This is a genomic window from Streptomyces hokutonensis (assembly GCF_000376565.1).
GTDB lineage: Bacteria > Actinomycetota > Actinomycetes > Streptomycetales > Streptomycetaceae > Streptomyces > Streptomyces hokutonensis.
On the sequence record NZ_BARG01000042.1, the window covers coordinates 115566 to 140663 of the forward strand.

The 25098-nt window shown below is 69.3% G+C and carries 18 protein-coding genes and 2 pseudogenes; 9 read left to right on the top strand and 11 right to left on the bottom strand.

Annotation, left to right across the window (positions count from 1 at the left end):
• Window positions 1–241: 241 nt before the first annotated feature.
• The 3 genes from SSP08S_RS25405 to SSP08S_RS25415 form a co-directional block, all read right to left on the bottom strand.
• Complete coding sequence (locus SSP08S_RS25405; RefSeq protein WP_019070449.1) at window positions 242–1924, bottom strand: CocE/NonD family hydrolase; 1683 nt, start codon at window positions 1922–1924, stop codon at window positions 242–244.
• 102 nt (window positions 1925–2026) lie between these two features.
• Entirely contained in the window at window positions 2027–2905 is an 879-nt protein-coding gene (locus tag SSP08S_RS25410) for an alpha/beta fold hydrolase (RefSeq protein ID WP_019070450.1), read from the bottom strand.
• A gap of 29 nt (window positions 2906–2934) precedes the next feature.
• Window positions 2935–3636, bottom strand: coding sequence for an SDR family oxidoreductase (locus SSP08S_RS25415; protein WP_019070451.1), 702 nt, complete (start codon window positions 3634–3636; stop codon window positions 2935–2937).
• A gap of 311 nt (window positions 3637–3947) precedes the next feature.
• Here SSP08S_RS25415 and SSP08S_RS25420 point away from each other — a divergent pair, with 311 nt between their 5' ends.
• The 3 genes from SSP08S_RS25420 to SSP08S_RS25430 all read left to right on the top strand — a co-directional run bounded on the left by SSP08S_RS25420 (window position 3948) and on the right by SSP08S_RS25430 (window position 7128).
• Window positions 3948–5072 carry a 4Fe-4S binding protein gene (locus SSP08S_RS25420; RefSeq protein ID WP_019070452.1) on the top strand — a complete coding sequence of 375 codons (1125 nt, stop codon included), beginning with the start codon at window positions 3948–3950 and terminating at the stop codon, window positions 5070–5072.
• On the top strand, window positions 5069–6367 hold the full coding sequence (locus tag SSP08S_RS25425) for an SNG1 family protein (RefSeq protein WP_019070453.1): 1299 nt from the start codon (window positions 5069–5071) through the stop codon (window positions 6365–6367). The genes SSP08S_RS25420 and SSP08S_RS25425 overlap by 4 nt, the downstream gene beginning before the upstream one ends.
• A gap of 191 nt (window positions 6368–6558) precedes the next feature.
• Window positions 6559–7128, top strand: coding sequence for a TetR/AcrR family transcriptional regulator (locus SSP08S_RS25430; RefSeq protein ID WP_019070454.1), 570 nt, complete (start codon window positions 6559–6561; stop codon window positions 7126–7128).
• Between the two features lie 25 nt (window positions 7129–7153).
• On the opposite strand, the gene SSP08S_RS25435 is transcribed toward SSP08S_RS25430, so the two are convergent.
• Window positions 7154–7678, bottom strand: coding sequence for a TetR/AcrR family transcriptional regulator (locus tag SSP08S_RS25435; RefSeq protein WP_019070455.1), 525 nt, complete (start codon window positions 7676–7678; stop codon window positions 7154–7156).
• Between the two features lie 157 nt (window positions 7679–7835).
• Here SSP08S_RS25435 and SSP08S_RS59515 point away from each other — a divergent pair.
• A pseudogene (locus SSP08S_RS59515) lies at window positions 7836–8213 on the top strand (SDR family NAD(P)-dependent oxidoreductase); the annotation flags it as partial.
• A gap of 295 nt (window positions 8214–8508) precedes the next feature.
• A complete protein-coding gene (locus SSP08S_RS25445; protein ID WP_019070457.1) occupies window positions 8509–11163 on the top strand; it encodes an RICIN domain-containing protein in 2655 nt (884 codons plus the stop codon).
• A gap of 553 nt (window positions 11164–11716) precedes the next feature.
• On the opposite strand, the gene dctA is transcribed toward SSP08S_RS25445, so the two are convergent.
• Entirely contained in the window at window positions 11717–13114 is a 1398-nt protein-coding gene (gene dctA, locus SSP08S_RS25455) for a C4-dicarboxylate transporter DctA (protein WP_019070459.1), read from the bottom strand.
• Complete coding sequence (locus SSP08S_RS25460) at window positions 13111–14229, bottom strand: PrpF domain-containing protein (protein ID WP_019070460.1); 1119 nt, start codon at window positions 14227–14229, stop codon at window positions 13111–13113. The genes dctA and SSP08S_RS25460 overlap by 4 nt, the downstream gene beginning before the upstream one ends.
• Before the next feature lie 146 nt (window positions 14230–14375).
• On the opposite strand from SSP08S_RS25460, the gene SSP08S_RS25465 reads away from it, so the two are divergent.
• Entirely contained in the window at window positions 14376–15281 is a 906-nt protein-coding gene (locus tag SSP08S_RS25465) for a LysR family transcriptional regulator (RefSeq protein ID WP_019070461.1), read from the top strand.
• A 468-nt stretch (window positions 15282–15749) separates the two neighbouring features.
• Entirely contained in the window at window positions 15750–17453 is a 1704-nt protein-coding gene (locus tag SSP08S_RS25470) for an RICIN domain-containing protein (protein WP_019070462.1), read from the top strand.
• A gap of 393 nt (window positions 17454–17846) precedes the next feature.
• On the opposite strand, the gene SSP08S_RS25475 is transcribed toward SSP08S_RS25470, so the two are convergent.
• Entirely contained in the window at window positions 17847–20270 is a 2424-nt protein-coding gene (locus SSP08S_RS25475; protein ID WP_051105978.1) for a non-reducing end alpha-L-arabinofuranosidase family hydrolase, read from the bottom strand.
• Between the two features lie 74 nt (window positions 20271–20344).
• Here SSP08S_RS25475 and SSP08S_RS61820 point away from each other — a divergent pair.
• Window positions 20345–20485, top strand: a pseudogene (locus SSP08S_RS61820) (hypothetical protein); the annotation flags it as partial.
• Between the two features lie 60 nt (window positions 20486–20545).
• On the opposite strand, the gene SSP08S_RS25480 reads toward SSP08S_RS61820, so the two are convergent.
• The 3 genes from SSP08S_RS25480 to SSP08S_RS61825 all read right to left on the bottom strand — a co-directional run bounded on the left by SSP08S_RS25480 (window position 20546) and on the right by SSP08S_RS61825 (window position 22175).
• The gene (locus SSP08S_RS25480) at window positions 20546–21331 is read right to left on the bottom strand and encodes a hypothetical protein (protein WP_019070464.1); all 786 of its coding nucleotides are present in this window, start codon (window positions 21329–21331) and stop codon (window positions 20546–20548) included.
• Window positions 21328–21858: a SigE family RNA polymerase sigma factor gene (locus tag SSP08S_RS25485; RefSeq protein ID WP_019070465.1), complete on the bottom strand. Its 531-nt coding sequence runs from the start codon at window positions 21856–21858 to the stop codon at window positions 21328–21330. The genes SSP08S_RS25480 and SSP08S_RS25485 overlap by 4 nt, the downstream gene beginning before the upstream one ends.
• A gap of 146 nt (window positions 21859–22004) precedes the next feature.
• A complete protein-coding gene (locus SSP08S_RS61825) occupies window positions 22005–22175 on the bottom strand; it encodes a hypothetical protein (protein WP_019070466.1) in 171 nt (56 codons plus the stop codon).
• A gap of 971 nt (window positions 22176–23146) precedes the next feature.
• On the opposite strand from SSP08S_RS61825, the gene SSP08S_RS59520 reads away from it, so the two are divergent.
• Entirely contained in the window at window positions 23147–23794 is a 648-nt protein-coding gene (locus SSP08S_RS59520; protein WP_078532514.1) for a response regulator transcription factor, read from the top strand.
• Here SSP08S_RS59520 and SSP08S_RS25505 read toward each other — a convergent pair.
• A complete protein-coding gene (locus tag SSP08S_RS25505) occupies window positions 23685–24884 on the bottom strand; it encodes a sensor histidine kinase (protein WP_158697199.1) in 1200 nt (399 codons plus the stop codon). The two genes, SSP08S_RS59520 and SSP08S_RS25505, sit on opposite strands and share 110 nt — an antisense overlap.
• Window positions 24885–25098: the final 214 nt, after the last annotated feature.

Sequence of the window (25098 nt, forward strand, 5' to 3'; positions counted from 1 at the left end):
GTTCGATTCTCGTCACCCGCTCTCCTTGAAGCCCCAGGTCAACGGCCTGGGGTTTGTTTGTTGTCCGATCCCGTTCGGGGGCTCGTTCGGGACCGCCGTCGAAGGCGGATGGGAACAGTCGATCAGTACCTCGCCGTCCGGAACCGTCCGGGTCACGGAGTACGCCGGCTTCGCGGCCCCGCACCACCGCTGGACGTGCTGCCGCAGTTCGGCCGGCGGCGTGGCCGTCCTGGCGTGGTGCCTACGCTTCTTGGCGGGCCGGAACCACCGGCAGGACGATGCGGGAGGGCCGGGCGGGGTCGTGGAAGACCTGCTGGCGGGCCACGCGGGCCGTGGTCGCGCTCTCCTCGGGTTCGCCTGTGTTGAGGTTGCGGTCCCAGCGGGGGAAGTTGCTGGAGGTGACCTGGACCCGTATGCGGTGCCCTGCCCGGAAGACGATGCTGGTCGACCACAGGTCCACGACGTGCTCGGCCGGCTCACCCGGGGTCGCCCGTACCCGCACGATGCCGTCGGTCACATTGCGGGAGACGCCGTGCTCGTCGACGTCACACAGCCGTGCCACCCAGTCGGTCGAGGGCCCGTCCGTGGCCGCGAAGAGCACGGCCTTGACGCGGCCGGTCACCTCGACGTCCTCGGTGAGGAGTTCGGTGGTGAAGACCAGGACGTCCTCGCGCGCCTCCACGTCCCTCTGGTCGAGAGGCCCGGGACGGAACTCGTCGGTCATCAGCGACGCGCCGCCGGTGGTGGGCACCGGATCCGTCGGATCGTAGGTGAACTCCCCGACCTGCTCGGCGACAGCGGGCGGCTCCCGCGTCAGGCGTCCGTCGGCGCGCAGGTGGAAGTCCGTGTCCACGGCCCGCGACAGGGGCCATTCCGTCTCCTCGCGCCACTGGTTGACGCCCATGACGAACAGCAGCACCCTGCCCGTGTCCGGCTCCAGCGCCTCACCGTCGCCGATCGTGCGCTGGAACCAGTCGAGTTGGAGGCCGTGCAGAGGTCCGCGCATGCCCATGAAGGCGGAGTTCGCGCCGAACCCGAAGTTGACGTCGCCGATGACGTGCTGCTGGTTGGAGTGACTCCACGGCCCCATGATCAGCGTGGCGGGCCGGCCGGCGCGGCGCATGGCGGTGAAGTTGTCGAGTGTGCCCTGGGTGAAGATGTCGTACCAGCCGCCGACCTGGAAGGTGGGCAGGTCGACCTCGTCGTGCCGGCCCGCGACACGGCAGGACCGCGCCCACTCGGGCTCCCGCCGGGACCTCTCGTAGCCCAGCTCGGGAAGGTCGTGCCGGACGAACGCGGGGAACCGCCCGGCGGGCAGTTCGCCGTAGCCGCCGTCGGCCAGGCCGTCGAGGTCCCGCACGAGCCCGCCGAGACTGCCGCCGAGCATGGCCGGGTCGGTGCTGTGCCGGCGCATCAGCGCGTCGGCGCCCATCATGAGGGACCAGGGCGCGGTGATGCCGAGTTCGATCGCGCCGCCGCGCGTCCACAGTCCGTCGTCCGGTTCGGACCACGTGACCATCGGCGCGATCGCCTTCAGCTCCGGCGGCTTGGACAGCGCCGCCATCCACTGGGTGTTGCCGAAGTAGCTGGCGCCGATCATGCCCACGGAGCCGTTCGCTCCGGGAAGGGCGGCGGCCCACCGTACGGTGTCGTACCCGTCGCTCTCCTCGTGCGTCCACGGCTCCCACTCCCCCTCGGAGGCGAACCGGCCGCGGGTGTCCTGGAGCACCACCATGAAGCCACGCCGAGCCGCCGCCAGGGGATCGAGGAGGGCGATCGCCAGAGCCATCTGCTTGCCGTACGGCAGTCGGCTCAGCAGCACCGGCCACGGCCCCGTACCCCCGGGCCGGTAGACATCGGCGCGCAGCACGGTGCCGTCACGCATCTGAGCCGGAACATCGAACTCGACCTGAATGTCTGCCACGCGCTGCTCCTTTGCATGCACGACGCTGCCAGACACATGCTCGAACCTGGTCCCCGTCCCCACTACACCCGAACGGGGGTGACTACCGCGCCCTCGGGGCGGTCACGCCACCGCGTTCAGCAGGTCGGCCAGCACGTCGGGCCGTTCCAGGGCGATGAAGTGGCCGGCCTTCGGCACCTGCGTGAACTCGGCGGCGGGCAGCAGCTTTCTGTTGGCCTCGCGGTCCGAGGGTCGGGACCAGTCCTTCTCCCCGTAGACCAGGTGGACGGGCGCCTTGACCTCGGGGTAGCGCGAGCGGGCGGCGATGAGGCTGGGCATGTTCCGGTACACGGCCCGGGCGACGCTCGGGTAGCCGGGGCGGCCGCCCACCCGGAGCAGCTCGTCGAGGTAGTCCTCCCGCAGCGCGGTCCTGTCGACCAGCCCGCCCTGCAGGATCCTGCGGACGACGGGCTTGGGCTCGACCCCGGCGACCACCGGGCCCACCCCCGGAGTGAGGACACCGCCGACCACCCCACGGGCGAGAAGACCGGACCGGGCAATACCGCCGCGGAAGTCGTACGCGTTCACCGCGACGACGCGCCGGACCCGCTCGGGCAGGTCGGCCGCGGCGGTCAGGGCGAGCACCGCGCCCATGGACTCCCCGACCAACGTCACGTCATTCAGGTCGAGTTCGGTCAGGAGCCGCTCGACGCCCGCACGCATCGCGGGCTCGTCGTACGACGCCCCGGGCACGATCTCGGAGTAGCCCATCCCCGGCAGGTCGAGGGCGTACACGGTGTACCGGTCCGCGATCAGCGGGATGAGGTCGCGGAAATGCTCGGCCTGCGTGCGCACGGTGTGCAGCAGGACCACGGGGGCGCCGGTACCCGCCTTGAGGTAACGCAGGGTCCCCTCGTCGCTGCGTCGCCCCGCGCGCGGGGCGATGGTGTGGCTGGTGGTTCCCGGAATGCGGATCGTGGGACGTGACTCGTGGCTGGGCATCTCGCCGACTCCTCGGGTGTAAAGGGGGGTTACTTCGCCAGCTGGGCGTACAGGCCGGCCAGGTCGCCGGCCAGACCGGCCTTGACCTGCCGCGAGATGTCGTCGGCGAGCACCTCGTACGCGCCCGTCTCGACGCCGTCGAGGGCGAGTGCGGCGACGTCACGCGGGTCGGACTTGGGCGCCTCGACGTCCGCCGCCAGGTCCGTGTCGACGTAGCCGACGTGCAGTCCGGTGACGGCGATGCCGCGCGGCTGCAGCTCCAGGCGCAGGGAGTTGGTCTGCGACCACAGGGCGGCCTTGGACGCGCTGTAGGAGCCGCCGAGAGCCAGCCAGGAGAGCACGGAGTGCACGTTGAGGAGGTGGCCGCCGCCGTTGCGCTCGATGAGGGGCACGAAGGCGCGGGTGAGAAGCAGCGGGCCGTAGAAGTTGGTCTCGAACTCCCGGCGTACGTCGTCGACCGGGGAGTCGAGGAAGGACGCGCCGACCGAGGCACCGGCGTTGTTGATCAGCACGGTCACGTCCTGCGCCTGCGCGGCGGCGGCCGCCACGGAGGCCGGGTCGGTGACCTCCAGCGCCACCGGGACCGCGTCGGGGTGCGTCACCGTGCGCGGGTCGCGGGCCGTGGCGTAGACCTTGCCGGCACCGCGCGCGTACAGCTCTTCCACCAGGGCCTTGCCGATGCCTCGGCTGCCGCCGGTGACGAAGACGTTGGCGCCCTTGAGTGCGGTCATGACTGCCTCCACAGAATGAGAAACCGATCGGTTTCCACCACGGTAAACCGATCGGTTTCCAGACGCAAGCCCAACCGGCCCCCCGGACTCACCAGGGCGTTCCGCACCCGTGGACCCCCGGGATGACGAGCCCGCCACCCGCCTGACCACCCGGCGCTCGATCGCCAACGTCCGCAAGGAACTTGATCGACGGCCCGAAGAGGGGGCTCGCCTCTTGGGCTTGCGTGCAGAAACCGACCGGTTTACGGTGTGAAACCGATCGGTTTTTCGCCGTGCCGGCGAGCCTGGAACCCGCACCCCTGGGAGCACGGATGACTGCCGCGCGCGACGCCGAGGCGCAACCCACTCCTCCCAGGCTTCCGGCGAAGCTGGCGGCCCACCCGTCGGTGCAGGCTGTACTCGCCCGGCGCAGGACGGGCGGCATCGCGCGTCCGCCGTCGGTGATCGACGCGGCCTGGCTGCGCGAGCTGTGTCTGGCATCCGGTGCGGACGACGCCGCCGCGGTCAGCCTGGACCACCCCGACCTGGCCGGCGAGCGCGAGTACGCGCAGTCCGCGCTGCCCGGTACCCGCACCCTGATCGCGATGGCGGTCCGGATGAACCGCGACAACTGCCGCTCCCCGGCCCGCAGCGTGGCCAACCAGGAGTTCCACCAGGCCGACGAACAGGCCAACCAGGTCGCCCGCAGCGTCACCCAGGCGCTCCAGGACGCCGGCTACCGCGCCCTCAACCCGTCCGTCGGCTTCCCCCAGGAGATGGACCGCTTCCCCCGTGAGCGGATCTGGGTGGTCGCGCACAAGACCGTCGCGGTGGCCGCCGGGCTCGGCGTGATGGGCCTGCACCGCAACGTCATCCACCCGAAGTTCGGCAGCTTCGTCCTGCTCGTGACCGTCCTGGTGGACGCGGAGGTCAGCGCGTACGGGCAGGCGCTGGACTACAACCCCTGCATCGACTGCAAGCTGTGCGTCGCCGTCTGTCCGGTCGGCGCCATCGCCAAGGACGGCGCCTTCGACGCGCCGGCCTGCACCACGCACAACTACCGCGAGTTCATGAGCGGGTTCACCGACTGGGCGCAGACGGTGGCCGACAGCGAGGACGCGGCCGACTACCGCTCCCGCGTCACCGATTCCGAGAGCGCCTCCATGTGGCAGAGCCTCAGCTCGCCGCCCGGCTACAAGTCCGGCTACTGCCTTGCCGTCTGCCCCGCCGGCGAGGACGTCCTGGGCCCGTACCTGGACGACCGCAAGACGTTCATGGACACCGTGCTGCGCCCCCTCCAGGACAAGAAGGAAACCCTGTACGTCCTGCCGGGCTCGCACGCGCAGGAGTACGCCCGGCGTCGCTTCCCCCACAAGCCCGTCAGGGAAGTCACCGGTGGCTGGCGTCCTCCGGCGAAACGTTCCGCGTCCCCCGACCGAGAGACACGTACGTCATGAGTGGCATTCCTCCCTTCCGCGTCCTGCGCGCCAGGCCGCTGTGGATCGCGAACGGCGTCATCACGGGCGTCCTCGCGCTGCTGTTCGCCGTGTTCTACGTCGGCGCGAACATCGATCCGGCCGATCACCTGACCAAGCTGCCCGTCGGCCTGGTCAACACCGACAAGGGAGCCGCTGTCGGCGGCAAGCAGATCGGCCTCGGGGCCCGGATCACCGAGTCGATCAAGAAGTCGACCGCGAGCGGGGACAGGATCGACTGGAAGGTGATGAACGAGGAGGAGATGAGGGAGGAGCTCGGCAAGGGCAAGCTGTTCGGCGCGCTCGTCGTGCCCGCCGACTTCACCTCGGCCACCACCGCACTGACCGGCACCGCGCCCGCCGGGCCCACGGCCCGCCCGATGCTGACAGTGCTGACCAACCAGTCCGCCGGCAGCATCGGCTCCGGCCTGGCCCGGACGGCGACGACCCGGGCGGCCCAGAACGCCTCGCTCCAGGTGGGCAAGGAGCTGACCGCCAGGATCGGGACCGCGCAGGCGAAGCTGCCCGCAGCAGCACGCGTCCTGCTGGCCGACCCGGCCGCCGTCACGGTCGAGGACGGCCACCCCCTCGACTCGCACAGCGGCCTGGGCCTGACGGCCTTCTACTACGCACTCACCCTCGTGGTCGTCGGCATGCTCTCCGCCAACGTCATCAGCGGCCAGGTCGACCACGCCCTCGGCTACACCCACAACGACATGGGCCCGCTGCGCCTGCACCGCCCGCTGATCCGAGCCACCCGGGTGCAGACCCTCACCATCAGCAGCACCCTCATGGCCGGACTGTCCCTGCTGCTGGGCACCCTGGTCATGGTCGGCGCGGTCGGCATCATGGGCATGGACGCCGCCCACCCGCCGCTCCTCTGGCTGTACTCGGTGTGCGCCATCGCCGTCACCGGGATCGGCGCACTCACGCTCCTCGCGGTCTTCGGCACGCCCGGCATGCTGCTGGTCACGCTGGTCTTCATCGGGATGGCGGTGCCGACGGCCGGTGCCACCACCCCCATCGAGGCGCTGCCCGGCTTCTACCGCTTCCTCGCGGAGTTCGAGCCGCTGCGGCAGATCACCGGCGGCATCCGCTCGATCCTCTACTACGACGCCCAGGGCGACGCGGGTCTGACCCGGGGCTGGGTCATGATGGCGGCCGCACTCGTGGCGGCCGCACTGTTCGGCTTCGGCGTACTGGGGTGGTACGACCGCAAGGGACTGCACCGCATCCCGGCGGAGACGAAGCCCGACAAGACCGCCGTCCCGGCGTGACGGCAGGTCACCCGAGACGGGCCATCACTCGGAGTGGCCCCGGTGTGTGTCGCCGTGCCGTGGACGACAGGCGCGCACACCGTCATGGCTCGGCGACGGCCCTTCCCCCAGGCCGTCGCCGAACCTCTCCCCCGGGGACCCCTGGAAACCGATCGGTTTTCATTTCGTCCGCTTCGGGTTAACCTCGCGGCATGACCACCGAAGTGAAACTGAGCCCCAGGGAGCGGCTGCTGGAGGCGGCGGCCACGCTCACCTACCGAGACGGTGTCGGCATCGGCGTCGAGGCGCTGTGCAAGGCGGCGGGGGTGTCGAAGCGCTCCATGTACCAGCTGTTCGAGAGCAAGGACGAACTCCTGGCCGCAAGCCTGAAGGAGCGCTCCTCCGCCTACGCGGCGAGCCTCCTGCCTGCGGCGGACGACAACCGTTCACCCCGCGAGCGGATCCTGCACGTCTTCGAGCAGGTGGAATCACAGTCCGGCACCCCCGAGTTCCACGGCTGCCGGTACCTGGCCGTACAGGTAGAACTCAAGGACCAGAGCCACCCCGCGAGCCGGGTCGCCCATCAGGTCAAGACGAACCTGACCGCCTTCTTCCGTGCCGAGGCCGAACAGGACGGGGCAAGCGACCCGGACCTGCTGGCCCGGCAGCTCAGCCTGGTCTTCGACGGCGCCAGCGCCCGCGCGGGAATCCAGGCCGACAACCTGACCGGGCTCGTCGCCCCCACGGTGACCACCTTGCTCGACGCGGCAGGCGTACGCTGACGCATCGCCCGTCCGGAAAACTCCCTCACCTCCCGGTGCTCGCGGAAAGCCCGATGGCCGTAAGCGTGTTGCCGAGCATGCCGCAGGCGAAGAAGCTCGCGGTCGCGTCGGCATCGGCGCCCAGCGACAGGTGCACGGTTTCCCAGATCCCCATCCAGCCGGCCCGGACGACCTCACCGATCAGGTCATCGCCCCGCGCCTCGGCGCCCGCCACGGCGGCATATCCCTGCATCTGCATCAGGAGCGTCTCGGGGCGCGTCGACATCAGGTGCGCGTAAGCGTCCGCCAGCGCCTGAAGCGCCTGCCCGCCACCCTCCACCCCGTCGGCCGCCCTCTCGAAAGCCAGGCGGGTGTCCTCCATGCTCCGCACCAAAGCGGCGACGAAGATCGCCTTCTTGTCCGGGAAGAGCCGGAAGAGATACGGCTGCGTGACACCCACCCGCTTGGCGATCACCGCGGTGGAGGTGCCGTGGTAGCCCGTGCGCGCGAACTCGGCGATCGCCGCGCGAATGACACCCTCCCGCCTCTCCGGCGCACTGCTCCTGCCCATGACGTCACTCTCCCTGCTTCAACCCGCACGCTGAAACCGATCGGTTTACTGTAATGGAAACCGATCGGTTTTACGTCGGTGAGGGAGTCCACGATGACGACAGATCGGCCGGTGGCACCCGTGACGTGACACCTCACGCGTCACCCCGCTCGACGGCGTGACGTTCCTCGGGCTCGACGTCACCAGTGACTCCTCGGCCGCCGCCACGGTCCAGGAGGTGAGCGAGCGGTTCGGACGGATCGACGTCCTGGTCAGCAACGCCGGCGTCGGCTCGACGGGCGCGGCCGAGGAGACCTCCGTCGAGCACGCCCGGTCCGTCTTCGACACCAACGTCTTCGGGGTCATGCGCATGGTGAACGAGGTCCTGCCGCACCTGCGCGCCCAGCGACGCGGGCGCATCATCGACATCTCGTCCGTGCCCGGGTTCCTGCCCCAGCCCTACATGGCCGCCTACGCCGCCTCCAAGCACGCGATCGAGGGCTGCACCGAGTCCCTGGACCACGAGATCCGCGACCACGGCGTCCGGGCGCTCATTCCGCTCAGGGAACAGCAGCGCTTCGAACCGGGCTTGGCCGGCGGTGTCCGCACGGGACAGCGCGGTGTCGAGGATGGCCTGCGTATCCGGTCGGGGCTGGGTCTCGACGCCGAGGGCACCAACGCCACCCTGGACGCTGATCAACGCCTACCGCACCACGAGGTGAACCGAAGAAGTTCCCGGCTCGCGGCAACCCTGTGCGGAGTCTGTGACCACCAGGAGTCGGATCCGGTCATCCCCCGTGCCTGGATTCACTCCTCTTCTGGTGAACGGCATGCAAGGAGAACACCTCCCCATGAACAACCCCACGACCGGCGGACGCCGCGGGCGCCACCGCCGTCGCTGGACCGCCACCGCTCTGCTGCTCGGCGTGCCCGCCATCGTCGTGCCGTATCTCCTGTTCGCGCAGGAGGACTCGCAGGCCGCGACGATCGACGGCAATGCCTACTACCGGCTGGTTTCCGTACGCAGTGGCAAGGTGATGGACGTCAACGCCTTCTCCACCGCCGACGGCACCCGCATCCAGCAGTGGACCGACCAGAACACCGCCAACCAGCAGTGGAAGCTGCGACCCACCGGGGACGGCTACTACGAGCTCGTGAACCGCAACAGCGGCAAGGTGCTGGGCATAGCGGGCGGTTCGACCGCCCAGGCGGCCGCCGCCGAGCAGCAGACCGACAGCTCCTCCACTTCCCAGGAGTGGCGGATCGACGAGGTGAGCGGTTCCGACGCCGTCACTTTCACCTCCCGCAGGAGCGGCCAGGTCCTGGACGTCTCCGGAGGCTCCACGGCCGAGGGCGCGCCGATCATCCAGTATCCCGGCAGGGGCAGCGCCAACCAGCAGTGGAAGCTGGAGCAAACGGCCGAGACCCAGGCGTCCGGGAGCGGCAGCACCCGGACCACGGCCGCGGCCGGACCGTATGTGTGGAAGAACGCCCAGGTGGTGGGCGGCGGTTACGTCACCGGGGTGGTGTTCAACCAGAAGGAGAAGGGTCTGCTGTACGCCCGCACCGACATGGGTGGCGCCTACCGCTGGGACACCGCGGCCGAGCAGTGGATCCCGCTGACCGACTGGCTCGGTGAGAAGGACTGGAACCTGCTGGGCATCGACTCGCTGGCCACCGACCCCGTCGACCCGGGCCGGCTCTACCTCGCGACGGGCACCTACACCAACGAGTGGGCGGGCAACGGCGCGATCCTGCGTTCCACCGACCGGGGCCGTACCTTCCAGCGGACCGATCTGCCGTTCAAGGTGGGCGGCAACGAACCCGGCCGGGGGGCGGGCGAGCGGCTCGTGATCGACCCCGCGGACCACGGCACCCTGCTGCTGGGCACCCGCAAGAACGGCTTGTGGCGCAGCACCGACTACGGCGCGACATGGAGTCAGGTCTCCTCGTTCCCCGTCAAGGACGGGGCGGGCAGCGGCGCGGGCATCTCCTTCGTGACGTACGGCCCGGCCGGCAGCAACACGGTCTACGTCGGCGTCAACGACAAGGACACCTCCCTGTACCGCTCCACCGATGGCGGCAACAGCTGGCAGGCCGTCTCCGGGCGGCCCACCGGCCAGATGCCGCAGCACGGTGTCGTCTCCGGTGACGGTTCGCTGTACCTGACGTACAGCGACAGCATCGGCCCCATGGACGCGACGGCGGGCTCGGTGTGGAAGTACACCCCGGCCGGCGGCGCGTGGAAGGACATCTCTCCCTCGCAGGGCGGTTACGGGTTCTCCGGTCTGGCCGTCGACCCGCAGAAGCCGTCCACGGTGATGGTCACCACCCTGGACCGGTGGTGGCCCGAGGACGAGATCTACCGGACCACCGACGGCGGCACGACCTGGAAGGCCCTGGCCGACAGGTCGCAGCGGGACGCCTCCGGCGCTCCGTACGTCGGCACCCACACCGGGCACTGGATGACCGCGCTGGCCATCGACCCCTTCGACTCCGGACACGTGCTGTACGGCACCGGCAACGGCATCTGGAGCAGCAAGGACGCCAACGTTTCCGACAGCGGTGGCACCAGCCACTGGGCCTCCGGGGCCCGCGGGCTGGAGGAGACCTCGCTGGCGGACGCGATCGCACCTCCCGGCGGCGCCACCGTCATCACCTCCATGGGCGACCAGGGCGGCTTCCGTTACGGCGGCTCCCTGACCGAGGTACCCGCCGGACGGCTGAAGGACCCGCTGATGAGCAGCAGCACCGACATCGACTTCGCCCAGTCCGCTCCCGCGGTGATGGTCCGTGTCGGCACCGGCGGCGCGCAGGACGGCGCCTACTCCACCGACGGCGGCAGCACCTGGAACGGCTTCACCGCCGAACCGGTCCCCGGCGCGAACAGCGGCCATGTCGCCCTCGCCGCGGACGGTTCCACCGTCGTCTGGGCCGAAGCAGGCCAGGCCCCCTACCGCTCGACCGACAAGGGAGCGATCTGGTCGAAGGTCAGCGGCCTGGGCACCGACGCCGTCGTCGTCGCCGACCGCTCCTCGGCCAGCACCTTCTACGCACTGACCAACGGCACACTCAACGCCAGCACCGACAGCGGCGCGACCTTCACCCCCCGCGCCACCAACCTCCCCTCCGGCCGGCTCACCGCCGTCCCCGGCATCAACGGCGACCTGTGGATCGCCGCCGGCGACAGGGGGCTGCTGCACTCCACCGACGGCGGCCGCACCTTCACCACACTGAAGACGGTGCAGTCCGCCTCCGCCCTCGGCTTCGGCAAGGCCGCACCCGGCACCAACTACCAGGCCCTGTACCTGATCGGCACCGTCAACGACGTCACCGGAGTCTTCCGTTCCACCGACAAGGGCGCCACCTGGCTCCGCGTCAACGACAGCGCCCACCAGTGGGGCGCCATCGGCAGCCTCGGCATCATCACCGGCGACCCCGACACCTTCGGCCGCGTCTACATCGGCACCAACGGACGGGGCCTCCAGTACGGCGACCCGTCCTGACCCGGGCGCCCGAGCGGGGCCGCAGCCACAACGGCCTGCGGCCCCGCCGTGCGGCTGGGCACTCGCGACGGCGCCCTTCAGCCGTTGATCCGACTGATTGACCTCCTGGACACAACCCCGGCGGCCGCCTTGCACAGGTTCGTTCCCGTGCTCGGGCAGCCGCGATTGATCAGGGGGAAGGGTGGTCTGCGCACGCCAACGGCGGCCCACATAGTGGGCCGCCGTTGCGACAGGACGGAAGCAGCCACCAGAAGCGGCGCGCGGCGGACGAGCCCGAGCTGCCTGCCCGCCGGTCCCGCCTCACCGCTCCGTGGACCTCGCCCCCGTGGCCCTGGCGACTGCCTCGTGCACGCGGGCATCGACAGGGCCGGGGCGGCCGGAGACCACGACGAGCACCTTCTGAGTCGTGACCATGACGGATGTACTGCCGGCGAGGACCTGGCAGACGGGCCAGGGCCCGTGCTGTCCCGCGCGCACGCTGACTGGCACGCACTTGTCGCAGCCCACGCTGATGGCATCCGCCTCGGCGGCGAGATCGGTCAGGACCGCGACGTCAGCCTGCGGCGGGGACGGGGGCGTGGGTTGGTACTGGTGTCTCCGCCGGATCGGGCTCGGCTGTCACCGCGGAGGGTGCGGGGGCGGGGGCGTAGGGGATCTCTCCGCGCAGGACGGCCTTGGCGCGGTCCTCGTCCAGCTCGCCCTCCCAGCGGGCGACGGCCAGGGTGGCGACGCCGTTGCCGACCAGGCTGGTCAGGGCGCGGGCTTCGGACATGAACCGGTCGACGCCGAAGATCAGTGCCAGGGCGGCGGGCGGGACGTGCGGGACGGCGCTGAGGGTGGCGGCCAGGGCGATGAAGCCGGAGCCGGTGACGCCTGCGGCGCCCTTGGAGGTGAGCAGCATGACGGCGAGCATGGCCAGCTGCTGGGTGAGGCTGAGGTGGATGCCGAGGGCCTGGGCGAGGAAGACCGAGCCCATGGTCAGGTAGATGGCGGTGCCGTCGAGGTTGAAGGAGTACCCGGCGGGCAGCGTGATGCCGACGACGGGTTTCGAGGCGCCGGCGTGCTGGAGCTTGGCCATCATGCGCGGCAGGACGGGCTCGGTGGAGGAGGTGCCCAGGACGATCAGCAGTTCTTCCTTGATGTAGCGCAGGAAGGGCAGCAGCCGCAGTCCGTTCAGGCGCATCACGGTCCCGAGGACGACCAGGACGAAGAAGAGGGCGGTCAGCCAGAACGAGCCGACGAGCAGCGCCAGATGGCGCAGGGTGCCCAGGCCGTAGTGGCCGATGGTGAAGGCCATCGAGCCGAACGCGCCGATGGGGGCCAGTCGCATGATCCAGCGGATGAGCGTGAACAGGACCGTGGAGAACTTCTCGACGCCCCGGGCTATGCCCAGGCCGGCCTCTCCGCTGGCGTGCAGGCCGAAGCCGAACAGCACCGACACCAGCAGCACGGGCAGGATCTCGTTGCCGGTCAGGGCGCTGACCAGGGTGGCCGGGACGACGGCGAGAAGGAAGGCGGCGAAGCCCTCGTGGGCCGTGGTCGCCTCCGGCGGCAGGCCCTTGGTGGACAGGGTCGAGAGGTCGATGTGCAGACCGCTGCCCGGTTTGACGACGTTGACGACGACCAGGCCGATCACCATGGCCACGGTGGTCAGCACCTCGAAGTAGACCAGAGCCTTCAGGCTCACGCGGCCGACCGCGCGGGCGTTGCCCATGGAGGCGATGCCGTGGACGACCGTGCAGAAGATGATCGGTGCGATGAACATCTTCACCAGCGCGATGAAGCCGTCGCCGAGCGGTTTGAGGTCAGCACCGGCGGACGGCCACAACCCGCCCACGGCGGCGCCGAGGAGGACGGCGATCAGGCACTGGACGTAGAGGTGGGACAGCATCCGGCGGATGCGGCCCGGTGGTGCGGTGACGGTACCCGGGGCGGCGTCGTTGCGGCTCATGCGGGGCGTCCTTCCAGGACGGGAACGAGGAGTTCGGCTCGGGCGATGCGGCGGGCGGCGCGGTGCAGCAGCACCGTGGGGGACGCGCCGTCCGGTGCGGGGACGGCTTGGGTGGTGACCACGCCGGCGGGGGTGCCCAGGCGCAGCGTGCCGTCGGCGGTCTGCCGGGCTACGCGGTGGGCGAGGGTGCCAGGGGTGGTGGCGGCCGTGGCCAGGGCCACGGCGGAGGTCAGGCCGATCGCCGGGTGCGGGGCGTGCATGGAGACCATGCGCACGGCCAGGTCGTACTCGTCCTGGTTGACGAGGATGCCCTGCGTGGTGCGATAGAGCGCGGGTCGGGCGACGATGCCCGCCTTCGGTACCGCGTGGCTGACCGGATCGCCCTCGCGGGCCAGGCCCATGGCCAGCGCCGCCTGACGGCGCAGCAGGGTCAGTGCGGGTACCGCGGTGGCGAACGCGGTGAGGGATTCCGTGCCGTCGAGGCCGAACGCCTTGGCCTCGAACAGCGCGGCCGGGGCGCCGGCGTCCACCATTGATGCCTCGACAAGGCCGTCCGGGCCGGTCAGCTCGTCCAGTGCCCGGCCGGTCGGCAGTGCGCGGCCGGTCGTCGAGCCCGCCGGGTCCTGAAACCCGAGCAGGACCGGCACGCCCGGCGCCGAGGTACCCGGGACCACGGCCGTGCCCTCCTCCGGGGCCACGCCCGCGGGGGTGGGGATCGTGCCGGTGAGGCGGGCCCCGGTGTTGACGTTGAGCATGCGAACGGTGGTGGTGTCCGACGTGATCGGCACGAGATGGTGGTGGACGGCGTACAGGGCCACGGCGGTGGCGCAGTTGCCGCAGTTGCTGGCCCACTCCACGCGCTCGTCGCCGATCCCCACCTGCGCGAAGGCGTACTCGACATCCACGCCGGCCTGGGCCGACGCCTGTACGACGGCGGCCTTGGAGGTGGTGGAGGAGGCGCCGCCCACGCCGTCGATCTGACGGGGGTCGGCGGCGTTGAAGGCGGCGAGCAGGAGGGCATCGACGTCCACGCCCGTGGCGGCCACGTCGCGGTGGTCGAAGATCCAGCACTTGCTGGTTCCTCCGCGGATCATCTCGCCCTGCAGACGCAGCACAACCGACTCCTCACAGCCAGGGAAGGGGAAGCCCGCCGACGGTCTCGCCGTGCGTGGTGTCCTCCACGGTGGGTTACGGCAGCGTGAAGTACAATCTCGGAAATCTGCATGGCTATTAAGCTGAAGTGAACGCTGGAGGTGGCGGCATGCTCGATGTCCGGCGCATCCTGCTGTTCACGGAGGTCGCCCGGCGCGGATCGGTGACCGCGACAGCCCGTGCCCTCAACTACACCCCGTCGGCGGTATCGCAGCAGATCAGCCGCCTGGAGACGGAGGCAGGCCAGCCCCTGCTGGAACGCCACGCCCGGGGCGTCACCCTCACCGATGCCGGACGGGCGCTGGCCGGACGAGGGCAGCGGATCGAACGCGAACTGCAGGCCGCGGAGAACGAACTCGCCGACTACGCCGGCCTGCGCGCGGGCACCCTGCGCATCGGCACCTTCCCCACCGTCGGCGCCTCGCTCCTCCCGCAGGCCGTGATCGCCTTCCGGGACGCCCACCCCGACGTACGGCTGACCGTCCGCAGCGCCCGCATCGCCGGACTCTGGACGATGCTGGAGAACCGGGAGATCGAGATGTCCCTCATGTGGGACTACGACTGGAGCCGAATCGACAGGGAGGACATCGTCGTCACCCCACTCCTCGATGACCCGCCGGCCCTTCTCGTCAGCGACCACCACCCACTCGCCGGCCGCGACACCGCCTCACTCGCCGACTTCGCACACGACCCCTGGATCACCCGCGCCGACCATCACCCGGTGGCCGAAGCCCTCGTGCGCGGCTGCCGCGCCGTCGGCTTCGAGCCCCACATCGCCTACGAGGCCCACGACTACCAGGAGGCCCAGGCCATGGTCGCCGCCGGCATCGGCGTCGCCCTTGCTCCCACCCTGGCCCTCGAGGGCATCCGACCCAGCGTGAACGTCCTGCCCCTCCAGCCGCCGGCCCCCGTCCGCCGCATCCTCCTGGTCCGCATGGCCGACCACTCGCTCACCCCCGCCGCCCTCACCTTCGCCGGGCTCCTCCGCGACGCCGCTGCGGCCCGAACCCTCTGACACCGAACCACGCCCACCGGTCATGGAACCGTCGCACTCACCGCTGAGAACCCAGGCCCCCGCACTTCGGTGTTGGACGTGGGCCGCAGTCGGCGGCAAGCAACCTGGCCATACGTCGGGGCCCTCGGCCTGTATCTGACGCACCGCGTCGGAATCCACTCCGTCATGGCAGTGCCGCTGCGGGCACGCGGGGTGACCCTGGGAAATTCTGTGGCTCTTCGCGGCAACCTTTTCGCCCTCTCGGACCACTCAGCGTTGTCCGGCCAAGTGGTCCGGTCAGAGCAGCAGCTGAAAGAGAGCACAGGCGTGTCCCTGGAACGAGAGCACAGACATGTCCCCGGCCCACCCACGTCATCGGTGGCGTCCCCCGTCGGCGGCCACCGTGCCGACGGGGGCGCGCGCGGTGGCCGCCCGAAGCATCGTGGCCGTCGGTTGCTCGCGCGTCGGGGTCTCTGGGCGGGTCTCACCATGGTGGTCGTGGCCGGCTCGGCTGTCGTGGTCAGCCAGGCTTCGGCGCAGCAGAAGACCCTGGATCCGAAGAAGTGGTACGTGCTGGTCAACCGCAACAGCGGCAAGGTGCTGGACGACCGCGCCTCCGCCAAGAACGACGGCGCGGCGGTGGTGCAGTGGAGCCGTCACGGCGGCGCCAACCAGCAGTGGCGGTTCATCGACGCGGGTGACGGGTACTACCGGCTGCAGAACCGGAACTCCAGCAAGGTGCTGGACGACCTCGGCTGGTCGAAGACCGCCGGCTCCGCCGTCGTGCAGTGGAAAGACCTGAACGGCGCCAACCAGCAGTTCAAACTGGCCAAGTCGACGAACGGCTACGTGCGCTTGGTCAATCGCTTCAGTGGCATGGCAGTCGATGTCCACAACGCCGCCAAAGCCGACGGGAGCGGTGTCGTCCAGAACCGCGACCAGGGCGGCGCCGATCAGCAGTGGAAACTCGTCCCGGTCGGGAGCGTCGGCGGCACCGGGAACCCGGGGAACTCCGGCAGCACGCCCACGCCCAGCGCCAGCGCTCCGGCGAGCCAGGCTCCGAGCAGCACCCCGACCTCGCCGTCGACGTCTCCGGCCGCCACCAACGGCACGTCGGCGAAGAGTTTCATGGGCAGTGACAAGGTGCTCATCGGCGGCTCGATGAGCGACGCCTCGTTCAACGCCGCGCCGTTCGACGTGCGCTACGCCTACATACACAGCCAGCCCGCGCCCTCGTCGGAGGCCTATACGGCGTCGCGTTGCAAGGCTGAGTGGTCGAGCTGGTGGGGCTGCTGGGGCGGCACCAGCACAGCGCCCGGAAACCAGGTGACCTGGCAGGACAGCGTGGCGGCCAAGGCGACCTACCAGGGCAAGTCGCGACCGCAGAAGTATCTGTGGACCTGGTACTCCCTGCGGGACCTCGGGGACGCGGCGGGCGAGGGCGACGGTCCGGGCGAGGTCAAGGCCATCAACCGGACCGACCTGCTCACCAAGTACCTGAACGACTACCGGTTCTTCCTCCAGAAGATCGGCACGTCGCACGACGCGATCGACATCGAGCCCGACTTCTGGGGCTTCGCCCGGACGCTCGGCAATCTGCACCAGGTTCCCGCACAGGTCAAGGCCTCGAATCCGACGGACTGCGGATCGCAGGAGAACAGCGCCTCCGGACTCGCCCAGTGCCTGATCTCGATGGCGCACAAGTACGCGCCGAACACCGCCGTGGGGCTGCACCTCTCCTGCTTCGACTGGGAGAGCAACCTCCAGAAGTGCATCACGGACTACGCGGACCTCGGGGCGAAGAACGCCGACTTCCTGGCCACCGATGTGTCGGACCGCGACGCGGGCTGGTACGCACAGCCGGCTCACGGCGGCAGTGACCACTTCTGGAACGACCAGAAGGCCGCCGCCTCGCTGAAGTTCTGGAAGACGATGGCCGAGTCCGTGGGCAAGCCGGTCGTCCTGTGGCAGATCCCCGTGGGCAACATGGCGCAGAACAACACGCCCGACCACTACAAGGACGACAAGGTGGACTGGTTCTTCTCGCACATGGACCAGGTGGCGGACGCCCACATCGCCGGCCTGCTGTTCGGTGCGGGGTGGACGGAGCAGACGACGCCTGAGACCGACGGCGGAAACCTGTTCAACAAGACGATCGCCTATCACAACTCGGGTGGTACACCACTCAAGTAGGTGAAGCCGACGAATGCGCCCCCATCTCTTCGATGGGGGCGCTTTGCGTCGTCTTCGTCGGGCTGAGGACTCCCCGGTCGGCGTCGGCCATGCCGCCGTCGGTGCGGGCGCCGATCGAGGCGGCCCTGGCGAAAGGAGTGATCGTGTTGACAGGTGACGTCGGGGAAGCCGAGTTCGACCGCGAGGCCGGGACAGTGAGGGCCGTTCCGGTCGATGAATGCGCCGATGCGGCGGAAGGTGAATGCGGCCCGGGACGCCGGCGCCCACACCGCGCAGGATCAGGAGCACATCCATCAGCCCGACAAGCCTCGCCGGGCCTCCGTCTGGTCCCCGAACGACGGGAACCCCAGCCGGCACACGGCTGGGGTTCCTCGACGAGGCGGTGAGCAGCGGTCAGCGCTGCAGGGTGAGGACACCCGGCCGCCACGGCAGTCGGTCGTAAGGGCCGCTCGCGGTGGGGGACTTGCCCTGGTAGAGGAACTGCAGGTTGCAGGGGTCGATGGTCATGGTCTGGTCGGGGTTGTTGCGGACCAGGTCACCGTGGCTGATGTCGTCGGTCCAGGTGGCACCGCTGTTGGCCTTGCCCGCGAAGGGGCTGCTCTCGTCGGCGGCCTGCGGGGTCCAGGAACCGTTCAGGCTGGTGGCGGTGAACGAGCGGAAGTAGCGCTGCTCGTTCGCGCCCCGCGCCTCGACGATCATCAGGTACTGGTTCTGGCCCTGCACCTTGTAGACCTGCGGCGCCTCGAACAGGTTCTTCACCGTGTCGCTCATGACCGTCGTGTAGGACGAGCCGAAGTTGCCCGGGAAGTTCCCGATCGGCATGCTCGCCCGGTAGATCCTGCCGTTGTCACCGGCGAAGAACAGGTACATGTTCTGGCCGTCGGCGATCAGGGTCTGGTCGATCGGCCCGGTGCCGGAGTCGGGGATGCTGCCGGTGAACAGCGGCTGCGGCGCGGACCAGCCGTCGAGATTGGCGGGGTCGCTCGACGTGCGGTAGACGAAGGGCGACGCGCCCCACTGGGACGCCAGCACCCAGATCTTCCTGGGCGCGAAGTAGAACAGCGTGGGCGCCACCGCGGACTGGTGCATCCCGGTCTGACCCGCCGACGCCATGTCCGACCAGTTCATGAAGGGCCTGAACATCATCGAGCCGTACGACGATCCCGACACGCTCGACGCGTAGACCAGGTGCTTGCCGTTGTACACCACGTCGGTGAAGTCCTTCACCGCGTCCCACCCGTTCGCCGGCTGCGCCAACGCACCCGTCGACGTCCACCGGTACGTCGCCGGAAGAGCACACGTGCTGCCCGCCGGCGCGGGCGCCGAAGCCTTGAGGTTCCAGTGCTGGTTCGCGCCGCCGTTGGAGTCCCAGATCTGGACGGGAGTGCCGTTGGCGGTCCGACCGCCGGGGATCTCCAGCGCCCGACCGCTGGCGACATTGGTCAGCGTGTAGGAGCCGTCACTGTTGCGGTCGGCCCGCCAGTGCTGGTTGGCGCCGCCGCCCGAATCCCAGACCTGCATCCTCGTCCCGTTGCCCGTCCGGTTGCCCGGCTCGTCCAGTACCCGGCCGCTGGCGACATTGGTCAGCGTGTAGGAGCCATCGCTGTTCCGGCCGGCCCGCCACTGCTGGTTGGAGGCACCGCCGGCGTCCCACACCTGGAGCGGGGTTCCATTGCCCTTGTATCCCGCGGGCTCGTCGAGAACGCGCCCGGCGGCCACGTCGGAGAGCGTGTAGACGGTGCCGGAGGTGATGCCCCCGCCCTGCGTGCCGCCACTGCCACCGCCCAGGGCGGTGAGTACCGCGTCGTAGGCGGGCTTCTTGTTGCCGCCCGCGTCGAACAGCAGCGGGTTCTCACCGGTGCGCCAGGAGTCGCTGTCACGGATGCCCCACACCGTGATTCCCGTGCAGCGGGCGACGTTCATGCACGCCTGGACGGCGTTGACGTACGCCTTCGGCGAGGCCTGGGCGATGTCGAGCTCGGTGAGCTGGACGTCCACGCCGAGCGCGGCGAACTTGGACAGAGTGGTCTGGAAACCGGCCGGAGGGCCGCCGGCGCCGAAGTGGCTCTGGAAGCCGACGCAGTCGATCGGTACACCGCGCGACTTGAAGTCCTTGACCATCGCGTAGACGCCCTGCGTCTTGGCGTCGGTCCAGTTCTCGATGTTGTAGTCGTTGTAGCAGAGCTTGGCCGAGGGATCGGCGGCCCGGGCCGTGCGGAACGCCTCCTCGATGAAGCCGTTGCCCAGCACGTCCTGGAAGACCGAGCTGCGGTGCTGACCGCTGCCGCCGTCGGCGAACGCTTCGTTGACCACGTCCCAGGCGTAGATCTTGCCCTTGTAATGGGTCATCTCGGTGGTGATGTGGTTGTCCATCACACTGCGCAGGGTGTTGGCGTCGGTGATGGACTTGACCCAGCCGGGCAGTTGGGAGTGCCAGACCAGGGTGTGCCCGCGCATGCGCCGGCCGTGCGCGGTGGCGTGGTCCACGATCGAGTCGGCGGGGGCGAAGTCGAAGTTCCCGCGGGAGGGTTCGGTGGTGTCCCACTTCATCTCGTTCTCCGGGGTGATCATGTTGAATTCCCGGTCGAGAATGGCGGAGTACGTCGAGTCGCCGAGCCTGCCCGAGGCCACTGCCGTGCCGAAGTATCGGCCGCTGTCGGCCGCCGCGCCGGCCGGCGTGGGGGCCTTCTGCGTGCGTGCGGCTTGGGCGACCAGGGGTACAGCAGCACCCGCGGCGGCGAGGACCACGGCAGCGGCGAGTACGCGGCGGGCAGCCGGGCGGCGGCGATGAGAGCGGTTCTGATCCGACAAGGGCATGTCCTTCTGGCGGTGAGCCTTGATCCGGCCCCGGTTGTCCGCCAGTTGCCGCCACGCACACAAAGGTTGCCGCGATGGAGGGAAGAACTTTCACGGCCGCCGTCACCGTCCCCACCCAGTTCCACGGCGACCTGCCGGCCACCATGGAGGCCACCTACGCCGACGGGACCAACGCCGGGCCGGCCGACTGGACCCCGTACCAGCAGCTCGGGTACTTGTTCTCCCATCGAGCTTGTGCGGCAGGGGGACCTTGTCCCCCTGCCGCACACCGGCCTTCACCGGGCCGGGACGAACCCTCCCCGGACCGACGCGGAGCCGCCCGAACCCTGCCCGTCGACGCGGTAGCCGTCGCCCGCGGCACTGCGCGCGCCGGCGCCGTTGTTGAACTGCGCGGCGAACTCATGGCTCCCGGCCGGCACGGTCAGGCCCGGCTTGAGGACCCAGCGGTAGACCAGCGTGCCGCCGGCCTCCTGGGTGGTGACGGTGAAGTCATCACTCGGCAGGGTCTGCCAGGTGCCGGTGTTCTTCACCCCGCCGGTCTGCACGATCCGGATCTCGACCGTGAGCGAGGTGAGCGGCTGGTTCGTCTTGAGGACGAGGTTGCTCTGCGTCCAGTAGACGGTGCTCTGCGGATCCACCGAGCCGGCCGACCACAACGGTCCGTTCTGGCTCTCGCCGGCGGACGGCGATGGACTGGCGGTCGGCGGAGTCGGGCGTGAGCTGCCCGGGGTGGTGACCGGGGGCGGCGCGACAGGGGTGGGGCGGGCCGATGTCGGGTGCGGGGAACTGACGGTCGGAGACGGGGTGGCAGGCGTGGTCACGGTGGGCGACGGCGACGAGGTGGCGACGATGGCGGCGACGGCGAGGCCGCCGGTCGCCAGGATGCCGGTGGCGGCGAGCCCGGCGAGCGCGACCCTGATCCAAGACCTCGCGAACGGCCGCGCGCGATGACGGACGGCGGGGCCGGACATGCCGCGTTGCACCCGGGCCAGCATCCTCGCGCGGTCGGGCCGGTGGGCCTCGGGGGCCTCGCGCAGCTGACGGGCGATCTCCTCGTTCACCGGTTCCTCCTCCCTGCCACCAGGTCCCCGGCCGCTCGTGCGCCCAGTATCCTTTCCAGCTCGGCCATTCCCTTCGAGGTCTGGCTCTTCACCGTGCCGACCGATATGCCCAGCGCCTCCGCCGTGTCCTTCTCCGAGAGGTCGAAGGCGTGCCGCAGCACCACGCAGGTCCGCTTGCGGAACGGCAGCCGGGCGAGCGCCGCGCGGACGTCCAGTACGGCCGCCATGTCCGGCCCGTCCGCCTTCTCGGGGCTGCGGGACCAGAACAGCGCGAGCCGACGTCGCTCCCGCACCGCGCTGCGGATCCGTCCCCGCGCCAGGTTGGCCACCACACCGCGGGCGTAGGCGAGCGGGTGGTCGGCCTGCCGCAACCGGTCCCAGCGCTGCCACAGGGCGACCAGGGCATCCGCCGCGAGGTCGTCCGCCGCGTCGGTCTCGCCGGTCAGCAGATAAGCCAGACGGGCGAGTTCGGCATAGTGGCGTTCGAAGAACTCGTGGAACTCCGCGGACGCGTCGTCGAGGACCATCCCCCGGCCGCCCTCTCGTGGCAATGATGTGCGCGTTGGTTGCACGTTTAACAACATCGGGGGGCGCAGCCTAACAGTGTCCAGCCCGGGATTCGAAGAGCGGTCGTGCTCGGTTGCGGGGCGGTGAAGGCTGACCGGCGGGCTGGTCAATGCCGGGCGAACCGGACGCCGGTCGGCTGCGCGACGTCCGGCTGCACGGCGGTGCCATCGACGGTCAGCCGCTCCCCGTGGATGTCGGTGATCCTGACACCGGTTCCGCTCCCCGGGGGACGGGACGCCGGCACACCGACGTCCAGCAGCGCCAAGGGAATGCCCATGACCAGTCCGCGCCCGCGCCACGGTTGCGGCGCGGCGTGCTTCGTTGCCCTCATGCCCGTCCATCCGGTAGTTCGACTCGGCCTTCCGGCTCCCAGTTGCCGCAGCGGACGAAAAGGTTGCCGCCCCACGGTCAACAGCGGTGCGATTTTGCGCCCTCGGACGTCACGTCACAGCACATACACCCAGGTCAGAAGCTATTCACCTCCGCAAGCCCCATCACTTCCCAAGCTGAGAGCGCGAGTTCGATTCTCGTCACCCGCTCCAGAATCTGCCCCCGGGTCAGCGGCCTGGGGGTTGTTTGTTGCCTCGTGCAACACGGGGTTGCATACGAGTCCCGCAGCACTGGCGGGTCGCACATGGCGGGACCCGGTTGCGCGTGGCGTGGTGCTGTTCAGGTTCCCGAGCGCCACTGGCGACGGGAGGCCGAGCATGGCCTGGTTCGACATCGGCAGGTGGGCCACCGGGCTGAGGCGGCGCGGGATCGCCGAGGAGTTGGAGGGCACCACCCCGTAGGCGCTCCTGTCGTGTCCCTCGCCTGGCCTTGTTCGTCGAGGCCGCAGCGCGCCCGGGGACATGCGCAACATCAGCAGTTCGTCCGCAGTTCGTCAGCATTCGCGGAGCGAGCTCGGGAAGACCTCGGTAGCGCGCAATCCATCGAGCGGAAACGGCTCCCCAAAACGGTCGGATCCGACGGAGAGAGCCCACTCGCTCGAGTGACGCCGTTCATTCGCTCGCCGTACTCGGGGACGCCGCAAATGATCGATCCATCTCGACGAGCCAAATGCGAGTTCCCTGTCAAGTGAATTTACACATCCAATATAAGAGCTGGGTTAATTCCCCGAATCCCTTCCACTGCCCAAGTAGGGTGGGCTCATGGCGGCCCGGCAGGCTCGTGCTGACTCAACCGGGTGGGGTCCGGTTCGCCGGATATCTCAGCCAGATCAATGACTCAGAGCACTGGGGGACTTCTGTGATACGTGTGCTGCTGGCCGACGACGAGCATCTCGTCCGGGGGGCGCTCGTCGAACTGCTCCGAGCCGAGCGGGACTTGAAGGTTGTCGCGGACACCGGCGTGGGCAGCCAAGTGCTGCACCTCGCCCTCACCCACCGTCCCGATGTGGCGGTACTGGATGTCAATCTCTCCGACACCAGCGGGATTCAGGTGGCCGGCCAACTGCACGAGCACCTCCCCTCGTGCCGGACACTGCTGCTGACCAGCCTGGGCACCGCTGCGACCGTGCGGGAAGCAATGGAATTGGGCGTCAACGGATACCTGATGAAGGACGCGCCCCCTGCCGATCTGGCCACGGCAATCAGGAGGGTCGCCGCCGGTCACCGCGCGCTCGCGCCCGAATTGGTGCTCGCGGCCTGGGAAAGTCGTGTCAATCCGCTCACTCCGCGGGAAACGGAAATGCTCCGGCGGGCTGCGGAAGGGCAGACGGTGTCGGACATCGCGGATGCGGTACGACTGTCTGCGGGCACTGTCCGAAACTATCTCGGCAACTGCATCACAAAACTCGGTGCTCGAAGTCGTCTCGACGCTGTACGCATCGCCCGGGAAGCGGGATGGCTGCCCCCAGCCGAAGGGACGGCGGCTTCACAGGACAGGACGCAATGAGCTCGAAGTGGCCGACCGAGGGGGCCCACGCCCTGCACCGGCCGCCGAGTTCGGCGGCGCGTAGCGCGAGATTGGAAAGTCCGCGCCCGGATTCCGGCGCTACGACGTCGTGGGCATCGCGTACACCGTTGTTGAGCACGGACAATACGAACACATCGCCCTTGCGTCGCACGGAAACTGTACACAACGTGGCCTCACTGTGCCGGAGAATATTCGCCACGGATTCACGCACCACGGTGGCGAAGAAATTCTGTATCTCGACCGGCAATACAGTCGCCTCTTCGTTGACCGCGACATCGACGTCCACGCTCCGCAGTAAGGACTGGGCGTTTTCCAGTTCGTTGCGGAAGGACAGCACTCCGAATTCATGGGCCATCGAACGCATATCGACGAGGACTTCACGGGTCAATCCCACAAGACTGTTCAATTCGGATCGGGCCCGCTCGTTCTGATTCCCCAGATAGCGATTTGCCAATTCGCCGCGGATGGTCGCGTACGCCAGTCGACTGGCCAGCAGGTCGTGCATGTCCCGGCCTATCCGCAGGCGCTCGTCCTGCAGGGCGCTGCGCACGGCCTGGTCCTCCGACCGATGCATCCAGGCAAGGCGGCACGCGAGCCGGACCAGGGCGGTGACAGCCAGGCCAACGGTCAGCGTCACGGCACCGGCCACCGCCGATTCCGTATACGACAGGCCGTTCCGCCTGCTCACCGCCAGGTCGACGAGCAGAACCCCGAGAAATGCACCCGTCCCCCGCCAGCCGCGCAGCACACCCGCCGCCGCGCCCGCGATGAAACCCCCCATTCCCGGCCACATGACCCCGATGGCCACGGACGGCACATAGGTCAGCAGCGCTTGCAGGTGAAGGGACCACAGGGAGAAACGGCGAATTTTCTTCACGCCGGGCGGACTGTGCAGTACCTGAAGAACGACCAGAATCGGTAGAGCAACAACCCAGACACCGATGGCAACACCGCTGGATCCAGCCGACAGCATTTCAATCAAGCCATTGAACGCCACCCCGACCTGAAGTGCACAGATGGTGCACACGGCTAACCAGGGCGCAGATATCCATCCGTAGATTTTGCCCACCACTCCCCCGCAGTTTGCCAGTTTGTGACCGGTAACCGTGATCAATTGTACGCCTCATGGCCTTCACATTGTTACGGTGAAGTGAAGAGTGCCCCCTATCTCATAACCGGGCTTGCTCGGGCACCCCCCACACCATTCGCTCCCGAGCCAGGCTCGAGCGGCTGCCTCGATGCTGGACCCCGTCAGCACCTCCGGGTCCACATGGAAAGGGGCT

Coding starts and splice junctions, on each gene's coding strand:
- SSP08S_RS25410 (WP_019070450.1), bottom strand. CDS start 2,905: ATGCCCAGCCACGAGTCACGTCCCACGATCCGCATTCCGGGAACCACC.
- SSP08S_RS25415 (WP_019070451.1), bottom strand. CDS start 3,636: ATGACCGCACTCAAGGGCGCCAACGTCTTCGTCACCGGCGGCAGCCGA.
- SSP08S_RS25420 (WP_019070452.1), top strand. CDS start 3,948: ATGACTGCCGCGCGCGACGCCGAGGCGCAACCCACTCCTCCCAGGCTT.
- SSP08S_RS25425 (WP_019070453.1), top strand. CDS start 5,069: ATGAGTGGCATTCCTCCCTTCCGCGTCCTGCGCGCCAGGCCGCTGTGG.
- SSP08S_RS25430 (WP_019070454.1), top strand. CDS start 6,559: ATGACCACCGAAGTGAAACTGAGCCCCAGGGAGCGGCTGCTGGAGGCG.
- SSP08S_RS25435 (WP_019070455.1), bottom strand. CDS start 7,678: ATGGGCAGGAGCAGTGCGCCGGAGAGGCGGGAGGGTGTCATTCGCGCG.
- SSP08S_RS25445 (WP_019070457.1), top strand. CDS start 8,509: ATGAACAACCCCACGACCGGCGGACGCCGCGGGCGCCACCGCCGTCGC.
- dctA (WP_019070459.1), bottom strand. CDS start 13,114: ATGAGCCGCAACGACGCCGCCCCGGGTACCGTCACCGCACCACCGGGC.
- SSP08S_RS25465 (WP_019070461.1), top strand. CDS start 14,376: ATGCTCGATGTCCGGCGCATCCTGCTGTTCACGGAGGTCGCCCGGCGC.
- SSP08S_RS25470 (WP_019070462.1), top strand. CDS start 15,750: ATGGTGGTCGTGGCCGGCTCGGCTGTCGTGGTCAGCCAGGCTTCGGCG.
- SSP08S_RS25475 (WP_051105978.1), bottom strand. CDS start 20,270: ATGCCCTTGTCGGATCAGAACCGCTCTCATCGCCGCCGCCCGGCTGCC.
- SSP08S_RS25485 (WP_019070465.1), bottom strand. CDS start 21,858: ATGGTCCTCGACGACGCGTCCGCGGAGTTCCACGAGTTCTTCGAACGC.
- SSP08S_RS61825 (WP_019070466.1), bottom strand. CDS start 22,175: ATGGGCATTCCCTTGGCGCTGCTGGACGTCGGTGTGCCGGCGTCCCGT.